Below are 15,710 nucleotides of genomic sequence, written 5' to 3'. Positions count from 1 at the left end.
GGGCTATGGAAAAGAGTAAGACATCAAACCGTTATTCACCGGAGATGCGGGCGCGTGCCGTTCGCATGGTGTTGGAGCATCAAGGCTCCTATGAAACGCAATCTGCGGCAGTTGCTGCGATTGCCCCTAAGATTGGCTGCATCCCGGAGACATTGAGGGTCTGGGTTCGGCAGGCGGAAAAGGACAGCGGAGCACGGGAAGGTGCGACCAGTGCTGAGCGTGACAAGATCAAAGAACTGGAACGCGAGGTGCGCCAGCTTCGGCAGGCAAACGAGATCCTGCGCAAGGCGTCAGCGTATTTTGCACAGGCGGAACTCGACCGCCCGTTCAAGCCATGATCGACTTTGTTGATGATCATCGCGTGGTTTATGGGGTCGAGTCTATCTGCAGGGTGCTGCCGATTGCCCCATCGACCTACTACGCCTGCCTCGCTGTGCGCGCCGATCCGTCCAAGGCCTCGGCACGCCAGCAGCGGGATGCGGCTTTACGGCCAAAAATCCAGAAGGTCTGGGATGACAACTGGGAGGTTTACGGTGTCCGCAAAGCCTGGCGACAGCTGTGCCGTGAAGGTGAAGCCGTGGCGCGCTGCACCGTTGCTCGCCTCATGAAAGGCATGGGTTTACGGGGAATCGTTCGAGGAAAGGCCATGAAAACAACGATCCCCGACACGTCAGTGCCATGCCCACGCGACAAGGTGAACCGCAAGTTCCGAGCGCTAGCGCCAAATATGCTGTGGGTCAGTGACTTCACTTATGTCTCAACGTGGCAGGGCTTTGTCTACGTCGCCTTCGTGATCGACACCTTTGCCAACAGCATCGTCGGCTGGAAGGCATCGCGGTCTGCCAAGACCGACTCCGTTCTCGATGCACTTGAGCAAGCGCTTTATGCCCGCCGCCCAACCTATCAAGGCGGGCTTATTCATCATAGCGATCCCGGCGGGCAATACGTGTCCATTCGCTACACCGAGCGATTGGCAAATGCGGGCATTGAGCCATCCGTTGGCAGCGTCGGCGACGCCTATGACAACGCTTTGGCCGAAACGATCAACGGTCTCTACAAAACCGAGGTCATTCGGCGGCGCAGTTCATGGAAAACCATGGAGGAGGTAGAATTGGAAACGCTGAAATGGGTCGATTGGTTCAACAACAGGCGGTTGCTTGAGCCTATCGGAAACATCCCACCCGCAGAGGCAGAGGAGGCCTTCTATGAAAACCTGAACGCACTCGATATGGTCGCGTAACACGGACTAATTGGTCTCCGGAAAACCCGGAGCGGTTCATAGACAGCGTGCGTCCTGAGCATCCAGCCCGCACCCGCCTTTGCCACCTCGAAGGACCGGCCCTGCAGATCGGCCCTAAGATCCTCAACCAGAAGATCAACCGAAGCCCCCTGCCCCACCACGCGCGCCAGATCGTCGCGCGTAACCGGCGTCGCGGAGGCAAAAAGCACCGCCTCGATCCGACGCATCCATTCCCGCCAGCGCAGATCGGGCGCGAGCTCAGAGAGTTCGCGGTCCAGGTCCACCTGTCGCTTGTCGCGTGCCATGCTCAGACCCCGTAGAGGCGGAAGGTCTCACGCCCTGTCAACTCGCGCACCGCGCCCAAGGTGACCAGCCTGTCACACAACCGGCGCGCGGCGCGGTCCGACATGAAGGTCGTCAAAGCCGAGGGCGCCAGCGCATCGCGCGACAAGAACATCTCCACCGCCCGTGTCGCGGCCTTGGCGCGCAACTTCGGGGCCACCGACCGGAGCCGCACCTCCGCCCGCGCCAGATCGGCCGCGAGCGGCACCGCTTGCCCGGCCCCGGCCACGACGGCCCGGTGACAGGCCACCCGAAACGCCTCGCCCCGCAACCGCAGATCGCGCGACTTCAGGGCCAGCGACATAAGCGGCAAGACATGCTTCCAACTCAAGGACTTCGCGAGCACCGCATCGCCAAGGATCACGGCAGCCACTTCAGCGCGCGGGTTATTCATCAGCATGGCCTCGATCGCCGCCGCGGCCCGATCCACCGGGGTTCCGCCCGCCGCATCGAGGCCGCGCGCGATGCTTTGTGCAGCCACACCTTCCAAAGCCTTGCCGAGCCCCGCAAGTGAGAGCGGCTGCGCCACCGCGCGGGACCATTGCCTGAAGATCGCGCCTGCTGGCCCCGGATGATCGCCGGGCCTCGTCAGATGCACCGCATCGCGCAGGCCCGCCGCACTTTCACGCCGACCGGTATGACCCGCACAAACCTCAGCCGCCGCGAGCGCCAGCCGGTCGCGCCACAGCGCCTGCGGGACAGCTTTTTGCGCTGTTATCATGTGCAAATATGCCAATGCCGCCCCGGAGCGAAACGCCGCAGCCTTTAAGCTCACTGGTCGTGGTGCGGATCGACCGGCTGGCCCGTTCGCTTTCACACCTCTTGGAGATCATTGAGCGGCTGGAGGCCAAAGGTGCGCATTTCCGGTCCTTGCAGGATCCGATCGACACGGCGTCGCCTCAGGGCAAGTTTACCCTGCAGGTTCTCGGCGCGGCCGCTGAGTTTGAACGGGCCCTGATCCGCGAGCGTACCAAAGCCGGACTGCGGTCCGCCAAGGCTGAGGGGCGGATCGGCGGCAATCCGGGGCTGAAGGCGGGCGATCCCGTGGCCATCCGCAAGGCAAGGGCTGCGCGGGTGGAAAGCCATTTTCAGAAACTGAATGCCAATGCCGACCAATGGGTACCCGAGGTCCGCCGTCTACGGCCGGGCACACCGTGGGAAGACGTGTTGCGGATCGTCAACTCCGGCCTGCCCCGTGAGGCGCAGCCTTGGTCCCTGCCCCGCCTGATCCGTGCTGCCAAGACCTTTGTCCGCGAAGGCCTGCTGCCCGAGACCATCCTGACCCGCGCCACCGCACCTGACAAAAATGACCGCCTGCCCGCTATCGTCGCGGGCATCAAAGGCGCCGATCCCAAGATGACGCTTCAAGCCCTCTGCAACCGGCTAGAGGCGATGCGTGAACGGACGCCCAGAGGACGCAGCAGGTGGGAGCCGTCGTCGGTCAGGATGATCTTGGAGCGGGCCAAGAAGTTGGGGCTGCTATAGTTGGTAACGGTTTTCGATGCCTGCTGAACCAAATGGCATTCTCCCAAATGGCCATGACTGAGAATCGGAATAGGCGTCCTAAAGGACACGAAAGTGGTGCTAGGGCGTTAATGCCGTTACTGCAACTTCAGAGCAGACCTAGATGCGACACCAATCTGAACACGGTGGTGACGCCCTGTGGATAAGTGTCTTAGCATTTTGTTCAGACTTTTCAATATATTACGACTACCTTCTGACAGTTCACTTCAACCGCCTTGCATGATGTGGTGGCCCAGGCTGCAGAAAGCACAAGATAGCTGCACACAATTTGTCTTGAGTTTCTTCGCGACCGGCGTCATAGCTGTAACGCGAAAACAAAGAAAATGACGTCCACTGCGTTCCTGCAAGCTCGGATCACTAGCTGAGTACCAGTAACGCTTAAGAGATGTCTCGAGACGGGCGAACAATGATGCACCAAGTGCTGCATGACAAGCTGAAGGCAGACGCAGAACGGCTTTCCGAAGCCTTAGAACATATGTCGAAGCTCTTTCTGGCACCGAAGGAGCAGAAAACACTCCGTACCTTCACAAGCGCGGAGGTGGGAGAGCTTCTGCGCGTCAGTGATAGCTATCTGCGCAAGGCGCACTTCGATGGCAGGATTCCCGAGGTCGAACAGGGCCTAGGCAACAAACGCCTCTATTCCGCCGAGAACATCCTCGAAATACGCAGCATCTTGTCTCAGAACGCCAAGGACCCTTTTCAATTCCTTCCAGGGAGACGGCCCGGCGACAAGCTGCAAATTTGGTCTACCGTCAATTTCAAAGGCGGCTCCAGCAAAACAACTACGACCGTGACACTCGGCATGAGGCTCGCTTTGCGTGGCTATCGTGTGTGTCTTGTCGACGCGGATCCTCAAGCCTCGTTGACCACTTTCTTTGGATATCAGCCTGAGATCGACTTCCGTCATGGTGGGACTCTGTACGACGCGATCCGTTACAACGATGGCGACACGTCTCGGGTCCCGATCGTGGATGTATTGCGCAAGACCTATTTCCCGAACCTAGACCTCGTCCCCGGCGGGATCATGCTGTCGGAATTCGAAACCGAAACTCCGACTGCGTTGAGCCGCGGGGAACAGCCCGTCTTTTTCAACCGGATCCGAGACTCACTGCGGCAAGTCGAGGACGACTATGACATCGTACTGATCGACTGCCCGCCACAGCTTGGCTATCTTACGATGGCCGCCGTCTGCGCGTCGACTTCGCTGCTCATGACCATCATTCCTGAGCGTGTAGATTTGGCATCGGCCAGCCAGTTTCTGACGATGGCATCTGGCGTGCTGGAGGTCCTCTACTCGAACGGTGGCATCGGCGCCTATGACAATTTCGCCTACCTCCTGACGCGCTTCGACACCGCGATCAGCACGCAACAAGATTTGTCGGAATGGCTGAGGCAGTTGCTCGGTGACAGCGTCATCAAAACACCCTTCGTGAAGTCTTCGGCGGTCAGCGAGGCCGGCCTTTCCCAGAAGACCATATTCGAGGTGGACCTGGCTACGACCAAGAACCGGAAGACTTATGAACGGGCCCTAGAGTCGGTGATGAGCTTTTCAAACGACATTGAAAAGATGATCCAATCCGCTTGGGGCCGAGGGGGCACCAATGAAGCGTGATCTTCTTGCCAAGAGCCTGGCGCAAATGGGCTCAAAGCCCTCAGTCCTTTCCGAAGTGGGGCCAAAGGTGGGCGAGAGTTCGCCTCGTTCGCTTAAAAGCATGTCCGATGTGCTTTCTCAGGTCTCAGCTCAATCGGCCCAGGAAGTTGAAGTCAACGAAATCGCCGATTCCGAAATCGCTGATCGTTTTGACGTATCCGAGGGACTGAACGACCTGATCGAGTCCATTAGGGCATCCGGTCAACAGCTCCCTGCCCTTCTCCGCTATCGCCGCGGCCCCGGCCCGCGCTATGAGGTGGTCTACGGACGCCGGAGGATTGCCGCTTGTCGCGTGCTTGGGATCAAGGTCAAAGCTTACGTCAAGGAAATGGATCACCGTGAGGCGCTCGTCTCGCAGGCCCTGGAAAACTCTGCGCGCCTCGAACGCAGCTTCATCGAGCAAGCCATTTTCGCAACAAAGCTTGAAGATCAGGGATTTACTCGTGCCGAGATTGGGGACGTGCTTGCCGTCGACAAGGGGACGCTCAGCAAACTGATCAGCGTCGCCCGTGATGTGCCAGACGCAGTGATCTATAAGATCGGCGCTGCGCATGAAGCGGGTCGGCGCCCATGGCTTGAGCTGCGGCGCCTGATCAAAGTCGATAACGGGCCCACAGACGATTCAGTCTTGGCTCTGGTTCCCGAACTTGGCACTGCGGCCGAGAAGCTTGGCGCTGTCATCGATGCGCTACAGAACGTCGTGGACACACCTCAGAGTGCATCAGGACCGACTGAGAGGGCGCTGTCCCCTGCCCCGCTCAACAAGGTTCAAGAAACGACGGTTGCGTTCAGATCAAAGGGGCAGCGCCTCTTGATCGAGGTGTCCGACAGGAAGGAGCGCGGTTTCATCACCTTCGTAGAGGCGAGGCTTGAGCACCTGTACAAAGAGTGGAAAGAAAGATCATGACGACGCGTAGCGTAAGTTATTGATCTGTAAGGGGTTGGCCATGGTCAACCAAGATCGAACAGGCAAGAAACAATCAAAAAGGAGGCAGACGTAGCGCAAAAAGAAACCCCCCGAAGGCGGTGAAGCACTCCAGAGGGTCCCGATTTACTCGCAATTCATTGGTACCCAAAAAATCGAATCACTGCAACACCGATTTCGGTGACCGGTATCCTTTTGCTGTCTGAAAACAGATGGAATACGAAAAAGTCACGGCCATCGAGGCCGAGGCACAGCCTACCTGTGCCTTCTCAACCTGCAATTCTTTCATCGGTATCGGTACGATTGCCCAACAACCGCACTTCGCACCTGTAACGCGGCGCGCCCTGATGACCGCGGTCAATACTGCGAGTCGCGTGCTTGGGCTGCGGTCGTCGTCGGTCGTTGTGCTTGACGCTCTACTGAGCTGCCTCCCATGCAACGACCCAAAAACCGGCAGCGACACCCCGATCACACCACTAACGCTGCTCACTGTCTTTGCATGCAATGATACGCTGTGCTTTCGCGCGAAAGGCATAACGGACAGGCAGCTTCGGCGGCACCTGGAGAAACTCGAAGCTGCCTGTTTGATCCAACGGCGTGACAGCGCCAATGGCAAGCGGTTCCCGATCATGCGCAAAGGCAAAGTCATCGGAGCGTTTGGCCTCGACCTCTCGCCCCTACTCGCCCGTTCCGCCGAAATCTTGGCGCTCTCTCAGAAACATCGTGAGGAAGCCGAAGAACTTCGAGGGATGAAGGCCTGCATTCAAAAGCTACGCGTTCAGTGCCTCTCGCTCGGACTGCAAGGTGATGTGCTTAACTTCGTAGAGACTGCCCGCAACTACATCCGCCGTACCGGGGTCACTGTGCTGCAGGCAACCAGCATAGTCAGCAAACTCAAAAACATCCTACAAGCTGAAGATTCAAGGACAGTCACGACGACTTCCGATGAGTTGGCCGTGGCCAACCATCAGGAACACGAGCACGCACATGAGCAAACGGACCTGCGTTTCACGAATAAAATGACCGCCTCAGACGGACAAAATGACCGGCACAAAGAGACTCCAAAATCATATACAAAAAAAACCTTCCCCAGCTCCATTTCAGAAATCTGGGCTTCCCTCACTGCTATTCCGGCCTTCTATCCAGACCACCCCAAGTCAGAGCATGGCCTCCTACAACTGCTTTTTGAGTTTGGAAAAATGCTGAGAATAGACAGCGTGATTTTGGGTAGGGCAGTCTCCATCCTTGGCGTAACAGCGACCATACAGGTAGCGGATCAGATCGCGAGCAAGGTCGACCAAGTAAAATGCCCTGATAGCTACCTGACAAAGATCTTAACCAGCCGCCGCAGCCAACAAGTTGGCCATGGCCAACTTTGCATCGGAGCTTAAAGACTCGAGTTATACCTCTACGTTTCGATGACCCGTTGCTGCGCAAGAAAGCGAGAGAAGGGTTGGTTTGAGGGTGACGGGAAGTGAGATCGGGAGAGTGGCTTCCGACGCCCGTTGTGGAGAATGTCTGATGGCTCAAGCTGCCCAGAAAATCACCCTGTCCCCCTCGCGGGACATCCCCTTCGACAAACTGGTGCTGAGCCAGTCCAACGTCCGGCGCATCAAAGCCGGCGTCTCTGTCGACGAGTTGGCCGAGGACATTGCGCGGCGCGGGTTGCTGCAGGGCTTGAATGTGCGGCCCGTATTGGATGAGGCCGGCGTCGAGACCGGCAAGTTCGAAATCCCGGCCGGTGGGCGGCGGTTCCAGGCGTTGTCGCTGCTGGTGAAGCAGAAGCGTCTGGCGAAGTTCGCGCCGATCCCCTGCATCGTGCGGGATGCTGCCTCAAACATTCTCGCTGAGGATGACTCGCTGGCAGAGAACATGCAGCGCGTGGCCTTGCACCCGCTGGATCAGTTCCGTGCTTTTGCAGCGCTGCGTGAGAAGGGCCAAAGCGATGAAGAAATCGCAGCGGCGTTCTTTGTCGCGGCGCAGGTGGTAAAGCAGCGTTTGAGGCTCGCCTCCGTGGCCCCTGCCCTTCTCGATGTCTATGCCGAGGATGGCATGACGCTGGAGCAGTTGATGGCCTTCACGGTCAGCGCCGATCATGCGCGTCAGGTGCAGGTCTGGGAGGCGGTGAAGACCTCGTGGAACAAGGAACCCTATTCCATCCGCCGCATGCTGACGGAAACGTCGGTGCGGGCCACTGATCGGCGTGCGGTCTTTGTTGGCGTTGATGCCTATGAAGCGGCGGGCGGCACTATCTCGCGTGATCTCTTTCAGGGCGATGATGGGGGTTGGCTCGAGGACCCTGCCCTGCTTGACCGCCTCATCGCAGACAAACTGCAAGTTGAAGCTGAGGCCATTGCTTCCGAGGGCTGGAAGTGGATCGAGGTCTCGACCGATCTTCCCTATGGCTACAGCCATGGTCTCCGGCGGTTGGCTGGGGAGCAAGCGCTGCTGAACGCGGAAGACAGCGCTGCCCAAGCTGCGCTCTTGGCCGAGTATCGGGCACTAGAGGAGGAATACTCCGGCCAGGACGAATACCATTGCCAAGGAGGGCTATCGCAACGCGCGGCTGGAGATGGTCGGTGAAGACGTCAGCGAAAGCGGGGCAGGGGAGGCGGACATCGCCGCCTGAGGAGATATACGAATTTGGCTCGGCCATTACTGTCCTGAGGTTTGGCCGAGCCTCTATCGACAGCCAGACATCATTGGCATATATTGCCAATCAAATGGAGATGAAGCGATGGCCACCCGCAACGTTGTTCTGACCGAACCTCAATCAAAGCTGATCGACGATCTGGTTGCCTCGGGCCGGTACCAGAACGCCTCTGAAGCATTGCGGGCCGGTTTGCGCTTGCTGGAGCGCGAAGAGGCCGAGTTTCGGGACCTGCGCGCACGGCTGACGCGTGGTGTTCTGGAAGCGCGGGATGGCGCTTTCGCGCGCGGATCCGGTGAAGAAGCGATCCGGCGCGTCTTTGCAACGGCGAAAAAGTCTGCGTCCTGATGTCCAAACAGTGGGTATTGACGCGGCAGGCAGAAGCCGCGCTGAAGGATATTGCCGTATGGACGGTCGAGACCTTCGGCAGGCGACAAGCTGACGCCTATGCCGATGACCTGATTGAGAAGTGCCAAGCGCTGGCCGATGGTGCGGCGCCGTCCAAGGATTGCCGTCGTCTGGTTGATCCGGCGCTTCCGGAAAACCTGCGTTATGCCAGGTCTGGCCAGCATTATGTGGTTTTCATCGCCGGACCGGACAGAATGATCGTCGTCGACTTCCTGCATGTCAGGATGGACCTGCCCGCTCGGCTTGCTGCCTTGGGCGAAGGCGACAGCGGCGAATAGCCAGTTCCCAAGTTCAAAATGCACAGGAAGAGGGGAGGCGTACATCGCCGCCTGTGCCTTCGCAAAACCGGAGGGGCCCGCTGCTGGCGGGTCTCTCCCTCAACATGACCTCGTCCCGCGATGCGCGGGGCACCAAAAGCGCCATCTCCAAGGAAGATGCCCTCAACCATAAGCATGTCCGAGGCGCGGGTGGGGTGAGCATCAGCGGGACAATTCGGCACCTGTCGTCAAAGCACCATCCCCCGCTTGCCAGCCACTTCCTTGGCCCAAAGCCGGACTCAAAATCAAGCCACAAGGGCTCGGACTACGGGCAAGCCCGTGCCGCCGGCCGGATTCGGGGCAAGCCCGAACGCACCCGGTGATGTCAGCCTGTCTTTGGTCCTTCGGGTTCCTGTCAGCGCGGGGGATGGTCCCTCGCCTCCCAGCAGGAGCCAAAACAGATGTCCCGCAAAGATGCACACGCCTTCGCCGCCTCTCTCGCCGCTACGCTCATGGTTTCCATCGTCGTCTTCCAGGCAGGGGATGGAACGTTCGGCGCTTATCTGAACAGTCAACCTGTCTTATCGCTTTCGGGAAGCCAGGAGTTCGCGGACTTGTCGGTGTTGGGCGAGCACGTTTTCGTCGGCGCGTAGCAACCTTTTGGCCCGATCTGTTTCCGCTTGCTGATCGGGCGCATTCTGTCGGATCTTCGACTTGGCCACCGCCTGTCGGAAGATTTCCAGCACCTTGGGCGCGCGGTTCGCTGTCGCGCGACTGACACCAGCTTCGATGGCAAGATTGACGACCGTCAGCTTGCCATCGGATAAGCGCGGGCACCTGTCAAGGAGGCGGCCCATCGCGTCGAGAAGCGCCCGTTCAGTGGTCGTGCTGACCGACTTCATGATGCGCGTTCCTTCAGCGGCGCAATGCGCTTGCGTTTGCGCTGGTTGTCCTTGTGCAATGCCTCGCGTTGCAGCGGAGAAAGGCGTTTGTCGGCGAGGAGGTCCTCTGCCTGAGCAATCGAGGCTTCCCACGGTGGGTGGTGCCGCTCGACGAGGCAGGCATTGGGACACCGGTCAGGGGAGCAGCGCGAAAGTACCGGTGCCGAGGCTGCAGCCTTCTCGGTCTCGCGCAGGCAGAGCGCCGTTGAATGGTCAAAGAAGCAATCGTTCAGATATCCAACGTACAAAGTCCGCGCCAGATGCGCCAACATAGCCTTCAGGCGCTTGCGATCGGCCAGTTGCCCCGGCAGCGGCCCGAGTTGGCGGCCGACCTGCTCCAGTTCGTTCCCGATCCGGCGGCCAGCAGGGCCGCCAGGCTGGTGCCCTCGCTGGTGATTTTCGAAATAGTCGATGATGTCGTCGAGTTGCCCGAACGCAAGTTCCTGTTCTACCTCCTGTCTGAAGCCGGATGCGGACGCGCCAGCGTAACCGTCAAACATGGCCACAGAAGTGTGTTTGTACTGGATTTTGCCGGCCACGACCCCGAAGGGCCGGTTGGCAATGTACCAGGCCAGTGTCCGTCTGAACTGGCGGGTGTTGAAGCGCCAGACTTCTTCTCCATTCCGGGGGATCGCAGGGATGCCCTCAGCACCGTAACATTCATCAAGGTGTTCGCGGAACTGATTGATTTTCCTGGCAATGAGAATCGGAGTTTCGGCTGGGATCGCGTTGTGTTCATTCAAGGCAATCCATAGCCGGTCCGTCCCCGCGTTTCGCCGGGCCCGCTCTGAGAGACGCTCGGCAACCCTGATCGCCTGAGCCGCCGCCTCGATGGTGATCCATTCGACCTGTTCGCCGCGAGCGCCGCGGTCCTTCCAGGTTACGCCCTCGATTGCCAGTCGTTCCGTCTGACCATCCGCCCCAAGATCGCGTTTCAGGCAGCCGACTTGCAACGACTGCACTTCACCGTCGCGCATCCCCGTCAAATAGCAGCACACGATGTAGGCGGCGGTCTGCAAATGCCTTTCTTCCCGCGCCAGGCTGAAGGCATCGAACCCTGCCCGCCAAGGCCGGCCCGTGTCGAGATCATGGGAGATCGGTGTGTCCATGCCTCCGACCTCGAAGCCAAGCTCATCGGCGGCGGCGTGAAGCATCGTCAAAAGGCGGGAATCGCTGTGGACGGTGGTAAGATGCAAGCCGCACTGCATGGTCACGAGCTTCAGATTGATGACCTCACCATTGAATCTGCCATCCTGCGACAATTTTCCGGTCAACCCCCCGATTGAAAGGGGCCTTTCCCAGACAGGAATGCCTCGGCCTGCCTTGCGGCGGTTTTCGATCCACGAGGCCAGCATGACGGCTGGGCGGGTATGTCGGGCCCTTGACCGCGCGGCAAACGCAGAATCCAACGCATCCGCTTCAACCCGGGCGGCGAAGATATCAGCCGCAAAGTGCTCGAGATATTTTAGCGACCAACCCAGCGTCGCCGCGATGACCGGCTCCGGGATCCGTGGCGTCCGGTTTTCCGAACTGCGGGCACCCTCGCCAGTTGCCCGATAAGCCGGACGCCCGTGCCATGGCGCGAAGGCAAGGCCACCGCTTGTCAGCCAGGGTGCCAGACGATGAAGTTGAACAACCGGCTTGAGACACACACCCACACGCCCCGGCGTAATTGGCCGCGCCCGGTGATGGGCCGCGTAAGCATCGATCAGATCCTGATCGACGGATGCCAGATCGAGCTCGCCGAGCCGCAATCGAACGAAGTCCAGGAAGCGGCGCAGGGTCATGAGGGCGTTGTGGCCAGAGGCAGGGCGCAGCCGTGGCCCCCCGTCGGCAAGCCGTTCATTCATCCAGGCATAGATGTACTCCTTTGCAAGCAACCGCTCGGCAGGGCAGGGGATTGCGGTGAAGTCGACCGTTCGAAAGGCATTTCGGGCCATGTTGAACATCGCGGGCGCCATATTCCAGACATCCTCGCCGAACCGCGAGAGTGCCGCCCGGTCGGTTCTATCGCAAAGGGGCATCGACGCCAGAACGATGTCGTCATTTGCCCTGATGCGCGAGAGGGCAAGTTCGTCTTTCAAAGGGGGTGAAGATGTCATGAACCGTAGGCCTCCGGCGGAAGATAGAGCAATGACGCCGCAGACTTAGCCGCCTCAACGCGAGCGTTTTCGACGACAGAGGCAGGGAACTTTGGCAAGATCTGATCTTTGATCCGGTGATAGGGCTGCTGGAATTTTTCGGCCCAGTCATCCGACAGCAAAGCTTTGCGCTGCTCGTCCATGAATGCCAGGAACGCGATCAGCGCCGGCAGCTTTCGGGCGGTGATGACGGCGTTGGAGCATTCCAGGCATCCCCAGAACGGCGTTGGACAGGCTTCTCCTGCCCGGCCGAAGGGGCTGGCGTGGAAGTTGCCGCATGCCGCCAGCCAAAGGTCCTGCTTTCCGTCGAGGAGTGAGTCGATGTTTTCAGGTTGCACGGGCAGCCCGCTCACGTCCATTGAAGCGTGCAGCCGGACCTCATCTGCGGGCAGAAGAATATGGGGTCGCAGAGCCGGGGCCATCGCGTCAGTCAACGCCTCGACGATCGTCTGCTCATGAAGATGTCGAAGGGCAGGAATGTCGGCATAGTGATTGGCCGCCACCGGCACTGTGTGGCCGACGGCGAAGATTTCCAACTGCCCTCCTGTCCGCTTGTACCAGTCTGCTTTCTGGGTCTTGCGAAGTCTGGCCAGATTGAGAGCCAGAGGTTTTCCTTTGTCGTCGACGATCCCGTGCTTGTCGACGAAGGCGGCCACGCAGGTCTCGAGCTTTTTCGGCGGCGACAGGCGGCTCGGCTTCCAGGTGATCCAGAGCTTGCTCGATCCGGTGTGCTGCCGGGCTCGTTCCGTCAGCTTGATCGCAAGCCGCAGGACGGCGCCGGGCGTCGCCCGGCCGCCGTCACGGACACGCAACCGCTTCCACTCGGCATGGTGCGCGCGCCGCTTTCGATAGTCGATCTCGATGTAACCCCGGTTGGGATTGCGCAGGCAGTCCGCCTCAAGCCCACGCAGCGCTTCGATCTCCATGCCGGTCGTCAAGGACAGCCAGACAAGAAAACCTGAGATATCAAACCGGGTCAGGTGGAATCCGGCATGCAGGTCTTCAATCATAGGCGACGCGAGCCCGCATCTTTGAGCGTGGTAACGCAGATTGTCGAACAGCGCGCCTTCTCCAGCCACAACTCCGGTCGTCTCAATCTGTGCGACCACGCGGTCATAGCGCTGCCGCAGCTCTAGATCACTGCCTAGGTCTAAAAGAGGGGGAGGTAGAGCGCCGCCGGTGGCAATCCGGTCGCGCGCCTCGCTGATCTGACGCATCCCTGCCTGCAGCAATGCCGTAGCGATCCTTCCGCTATAGGCATCGCGCGGCTTGGACGTGCCGTGCGCCCCATGGCCAATGTATTTCAGGCGCAACAGCGTTTCGGCCACAAGTCTGTCGGGTTCGAGTTCGGCGGCCACGCGCAGCACCCCTATCAGAGCGCCGAGCAAACTGCGCTGATTGGATCGCTCACCGGCGTTTTGTTCCAGCCAGTTTTCATAGGCGTTGATCACCGCCGGGGTCAGCGTCTCAAGATCTCGAGCCGGCACCCTTTCTTCGTCCAGAAAGTTCCAGAACCGCCGTAGCCGCTGGATAAAAGCGCGTGCAGTTTTCCAGAGCGGGGCCGGACCCATCCGACGCAGATATTCTTGAAGGAAGGGCGCAAAGTCTTGGGTCAGCTCCGTCAACTGCCAGGAAGACAAGTCGATTTCGACCGTTCCGGCATCTTCCGTCCGAAGCGCGAAGATCAAAGGATCTTGTGGGTTTTCATCGGGGCTCTCGGCGGGCACGATTTCAGTTGGAAAGACGGCGTAACGACCGCGTTTCATTTTTGTGCCCCACCAGTATTGATGCGCAGTTCCCAGGCCTCGACTGCGGCGTCGATCACCTCCTGACTTTCTTCCATGCTGTCCAGATAGAGATGGGTGCTCTCGATGCGGCTATGGCCCAGTAAACGCTGCAATTTCAGAAGAGGATCACCAAGCAGCCGGCGGTACGCTGCGCCGATATGGGTTCGCCTGTCGTCCAACACCAAGCCAATCTGTTCACGCACAAGGAGCGACAACATGTGAACTGCAAAGGTGTGGCGCAGCATATGCGGCGTGACCTCGAGATCGATTCCGAACCGCTGGCACCGTGCGCTTGCCCTGCGAAACACCGCTTCCCAAGCGGGCATCGGCATGGGCCGCGCCCCTTCCGCCAGCCAAAGACACAATGGTTCTGACGTTTCCGTCCATGCCAACCGACTGCGTTCGGGCGGTGCAAACATGTCGACGTTGGCGCGGGCGTTATCCTTTTCCAGAAGAATCCTGCCCCGATCATGGCTGACGACAAGGATCGGATGCTCAATCGACGCACTGCGCGGTTGTGCGTGGCGCGCCAACACATTGGCCCGTTCCAGGGCCGCGTATTCGTGCAGGCGCTTCAGCACGCGTTCGGGCAATCGGATCGCACGCCCCTTGCTGCCCTTGGCAATTGCCGCCGCCAGTCGGAAAGAACGGCTTCGCTGTGCGCCTGCCGCTTCCGGTTTGGGCAGCTCGACCCACAGCAGACTTGCCGCTTCCTGAAGCCGCAGGCCTGTCGTGACAAGCAATTCCGCGAACAACGCATTGCGCTCGCCGTTGCGCCCCTGCCAGGTGGAATCCTCGCGTCCGTCTGGAAGACGCCCGCACAAGCCTATGTCCCGGAACAACAAATACCGTTCCAGCGACAGATACCGGACATCGCGCGTTCGTGCCCCGCGCTCGGTCGCGGAGTTGGCGGCGACCGTGATGGCCGCCCCACCGCTCGTACTTCGCCACGATTGGCGATAGGTGAATGGTGATTTTGCGATCACGCCCTCTTCGACGGCCCAGCGGTAGAGCTTGTCCATCGCGGCAATCGACCTGTTCCAGCTCGCAGTAGAAATGCGCGCCGGAGGAAGCGTCAGACGCCGCGCCGCATGGAAGGCTGCGACATCGTGCCTATCAGCCACCCAGAGGGATTTTCCATCTCGGCGCTCGGCAAGAAAGCGCATCCAGGTCAGAATATCACGACCATAGGCGCGCAAACTGTTGGATGAGCGGACCCCCAAGGTAGGACAGGCTCGGAAAAAGCGATTCAAGTAGTGGTCATAGCTACCGTCATCGCCGAGAATGAATGGCATGCCGTCCACCAAACCTAAGGTTTCAGCGGCTTTGACCTCATCCGCCGACAACGCATGAGCCACGTCTTCAACCGTCACAGTTTGTTGTAGCGCCGGCAGGTCAGTGAAAAAGAGTTGGGGCACCTTGTTCTCCTCGATCACGAATATCCGACAGCGGCGGGCTCGAGCCCGCCGCTGTCGGATATTCGCATCGCCACTCGCCTGGCGGGGAGCGGCATCATCAACACGAATTCTGCGCCGCGAACGTCACGGCGATAAGACAGAACACAGAGTCAGGATAATGGCGCAGTCCCCGCCGATGAAATCGACGGCGACGAGGTCGTCCTGGTTGCCGAGTATGATCCCTTCGCGATTATGGCCCGTTGAGGGTCATCGTCTCGGTAAGCGGCTGAGATGCCGGGCTTTTCGCTCGGCACCCAGCCCTTGGCAGTGCGCATAATCACAGGCTTCACTTCGATCCTTCAAACAAAGGAGATCGAAGATGCGAACCAGACCATGCGCCCGCAAGCTGACGGACGACCCGGACAACCTGCTTGCCCCTGTATTTCC

Annotated in this window: 13 protein-coding genes, 2 pseudogenes and 1 other annotated feature; of the genes and pseudogenes, 9 read left to right on the top strand and 6 right to left on the bottom strand. The window is 59.6% G+C overall.

Going from position 1 to position 15,710, the window contains the following annotated elements; all coding sequences use genetic code 11:
* The first annotated feature begins 5 nt into the window (after positions 1-5).
* Positions 6-1,240 (top strand): IS3 family transposase gene (locus AKV04_RS19625; protein WP_156317698.1). Its coding sequence is split into 2 segments (ribosomal slippage): positions 6-300 and positions 300-1,240, totalling 1,236 coding nucleotides; the frame shifts between segments, so codons are not numbered across the junction.
* Positions 293-409, top strand: a sequence feature (AL1L pseudoknot). (Overlaps the previous gene by 117 nt.)
* A gap of 32 nt (positions 1,241-1,272) precedes the next feature.
* Here the strand turns inward: AKV04_RS19625 and AKV04_RS19620 are convergent.
* Positions 1,273-1,545 (bottom strand): annotated as a pseudogene (locus AKV04_RS19620) (SMC-Scp complex subunit ScpB); the annotation flags it as partial.
* A gap of 2 nt (positions 1,546-1,547) precedes the next feature.
* Entirely contained in the window at positions 1,548-2,303 is a 756-nt protein-coding gene (locus tag AKV04_RS19615; protein WP_328287160.1) for a DUF1403 family protein, read from the bottom strand.
* A 14-nt stretch (positions 2,304-2,317) separates the two neighbouring features.
* Between AKV04_RS19615 and AKV04_RS19610 the strand changes: the two genes are divergently transcribed.
* The 8 genes and pseudogenes from AKV04_RS19610 to AKV04_RS27930 all read left to right on the top strand — a co-directional run bounded on the left by AKV04_RS19610 (position 2,318) and on the right by AKV04_RS27930 (position 9,650).
* Positions 2,318-3,067: a recombinase family protein gene (locus AKV04_RS19610; protein ID WP_235815716.1), complete on the top strand. Its 750-nt coding sequence runs from the start codon at positions 2,318-2,320 to the stop codon at positions 3,065-3,067.
* 448 nt (positions 3,068-3,515) lie between these two features.
* Complete coding sequence (gene repA / locus AKV04_RS19605; protein ID WP_054008105.1) at positions 3,516-4,718, top strand: plasmid partitioning protein RepA; 1,203 nt, start codon at positions 3,516-3,518, stop codon at positions 4,716-4,718.
* Positions 4,708-5,664 carry a plasmid partitioning protein RepB gene (gene repB, locus AKV04_RS19600; RefSeq protein WP_054008100.1) on the top strand — a complete coding sequence of 319 codons (957 nt, stop codon included), beginning with the start codon at positions 4,708-4,710 and terminating at the stop codon, positions 5,662-5,664. Before repA ends, repB begins: the two co-directional genes overlap by 11 nt.
* Before the next feature lie 230 nt (positions 5,665-5,894).
* Entirely contained in the window at positions 5,895-7,073 is a 1,179-nt protein-coding gene (locus AKV04_RS19595) for a helix-turn-helix domain-containing protein (RefSeq protein ID WP_054008099.1), read from the top strand.
* Positions 7,074-7,203: 130 nt separating this feature from the next.
* Positions 7,204-8,217, top strand: a pseudogene (locus AKV04_RS19590) (ParB/RepB/Spo0J family partition protein); the annotation flags it as partial.
* A 202-nt stretch (positions 8,218-8,419) separates the two neighbouring features.
* Positions 8,420-8,680: a type II toxin-antitoxin system ParD family antitoxin gene (locus AKV04_RS19585; RefSeq protein WP_054008098.1), complete on the top strand. Its 261-nt coding sequence runs from the start codon at positions 8,420-8,422 to the stop codon at positions 8,678-8,680.
* Entirely contained in the window at positions 8,680-9,018 is a 339-nt protein-coding gene (locus tag AKV04_RS19580; protein ID WP_054008097.1) for a type II toxin-antitoxin system RelE/ParE family toxin, read from the top strand. Before AKV04_RS19585 ends, AKV04_RS19580 begins: the two co-directional genes overlap by 1 nt.
* 440 nt (positions 9,019-9,458) lie before the next feature.
* Positions 9,459-9,650 carry a hypothetical protein gene (locus AKV04_RS27930; RefSeq protein WP_054006397.1) on the top strand — a complete coding sequence of 64 codons (192 nt, stop codon included), beginning with the start codon at positions 9,459-9,461 and terminating at the stop codon, positions 9,648-9,650.
* Here the strand turns inward: AKV04_RS27930 and AKV04_RS19575 are convergent.
* The 4 genes from AKV04_RS19575 to AKV04_RS19560 are packed head-to-tail and all read right to left on the bottom strand — an operon-like array spanning position 9,579 to position 15,284.
* Positions 9,579-9,899 carry a hypothetical protein gene (locus tag AKV04_RS19575; protein WP_054008096.1) on the bottom strand — a complete coding sequence of 107 codons (321 nt, stop codon included), beginning with the start codon at positions 9,897-9,899 and terminating at the stop codon, positions 9,579-9,581. The two genes, AKV04_RS27930 and AKV04_RS19575, sit on opposite strands and share 72 nt — an antisense overlap.
* Positions 9,896-12,040 carry a hypothetical protein gene (locus AKV04_RS27300; RefSeq protein ID WP_054008095.1) on the bottom strand — a complete coding sequence of 715 codons (2,145 nt, stop codon included), beginning with the start codon at positions 12,038-12,040 and terminating at the stop codon, positions 9,896-9,898. The genes AKV04_RS19575 and AKV04_RS27300 overlap by 4 nt, the downstream gene beginning before the upstream one ends.
* Complete coding sequence (locus AKV04_RS19565; RefSeq protein ID WP_054008094.1) at positions 12,037-13,845, bottom strand: hypothetical protein; 1,809 nt, start codon at positions 13,843-13,845, stop codon at positions 12,037-12,039. The genes AKV04_RS27300 and AKV04_RS19565 overlap by 4 nt, the downstream gene beginning before the upstream one ends.
* The gene (locus AKV04_RS19560; RefSeq protein WP_054008104.1) at positions 13,842-15,284 is read right to left on the bottom strand and encodes a tyrosine-type recombinase/integrase; all 1,443 of its coding nucleotides are present in this window, start codon (positions 15,282-15,284) and stop codon (positions 13,842-13,844) included. The genes AKV04_RS19565 and AKV04_RS19560 overlap by 4 nt, the downstream gene beginning before the upstream one ends.
* Positions 15,285-15,710: the final 426 nt, after the last annotated feature.

Source organism: Cypionkella psychrotolerans (genome assembly GCF_001294535.1).
Taxonomy (GTDB): Bacteria; Pseudomonadota; Alphaproteobacteria; order Rhodobacterales; family Rhodobacteraceae; genus Cypionkella; species Cypionkella psychrotolerans.
The sequence above is the reverse complement of the archived record's forward strand: the minus strand, read 5'-3'. Positions and strand labels throughout refer to the sequence as shown.

Bases quoted from the DNA above. Each gene is read 5' to 3' on its own strand.
- AKV04_RS19615 (WP_328287160.1), bottom strand. From the start codon at position 2,303: ATGATAACAGCGCAAAAAGCTGTCCCGCAGGCGCTGTGGCGCGACCGG.
- AKV04_RS19610 (WP_235815716.1), top strand. From the start codon at position 2,318: ATGCCGCCCCGGAGCGAAACGCCGCAGCCTTTAAGCTCACTGGTCGTG.
- repA (WP_054008105.1), top strand. From the start codon at position 3,516: ATGCACCAAGTGCTGCATGACAAGCTGAAGGCAGACGCAGAACGGCTT.
- repB (WP_054008100.1), top strand. From the start codon at position 4,708: ATGAAGCGTGATCTTCTTGCCAAGAGCCTGGCGCAAATGGGCTCAAAG.
- AKV04_RS19595 (WP_054008099.1), top strand. From the start codon at position 5,895: ATGGAATACGAAAAAGTCACGGCCATCGAGGCCGAGGCACAGCCTACC.
- AKV04_RS19585 (WP_054008098.1), top strand. From the start codon at position 8,420: ATGGCCACCCGCAACGTTGTTCTGACCGAACCTCAATCAAAGCTGATC.
- AKV04_RS19580 (WP_054008097.1), top strand. From the start codon at position 8,680: ATGTCCAAACAGTGGGTATTGACGCGGCAGGCAGAAGCCGCGCTGAAG.
- AKV04_RS27930 (WP_054006397.1), top strand. From the start codon at position 9,459: ATGTCCCGCAAAGATGCACACGCCTTCGCCGCCTCTCTCGCCGCTACG.
- AKV04_RS19575 (WP_054008096.1), bottom strand. From the start codon at position 9,899: ATGAAGTCGGTCAGCACGACCACTGAACGGGCGCTTCTCGACGCGATG.
- AKV04_RS27300 (WP_054008095.1), bottom strand. From the start codon at position 12,040: ATGACATCTTCACCCCCTTTGAAAGACGAACTTGCCCTCTCGCGCATC.
- AKV04_RS19565 (WP_054008094.1), bottom strand. From the start codon at position 13,845: ATGAAACGCGGTCGTTACGCCGTCTTTCCAACTGAAATCGTGCCCGCC.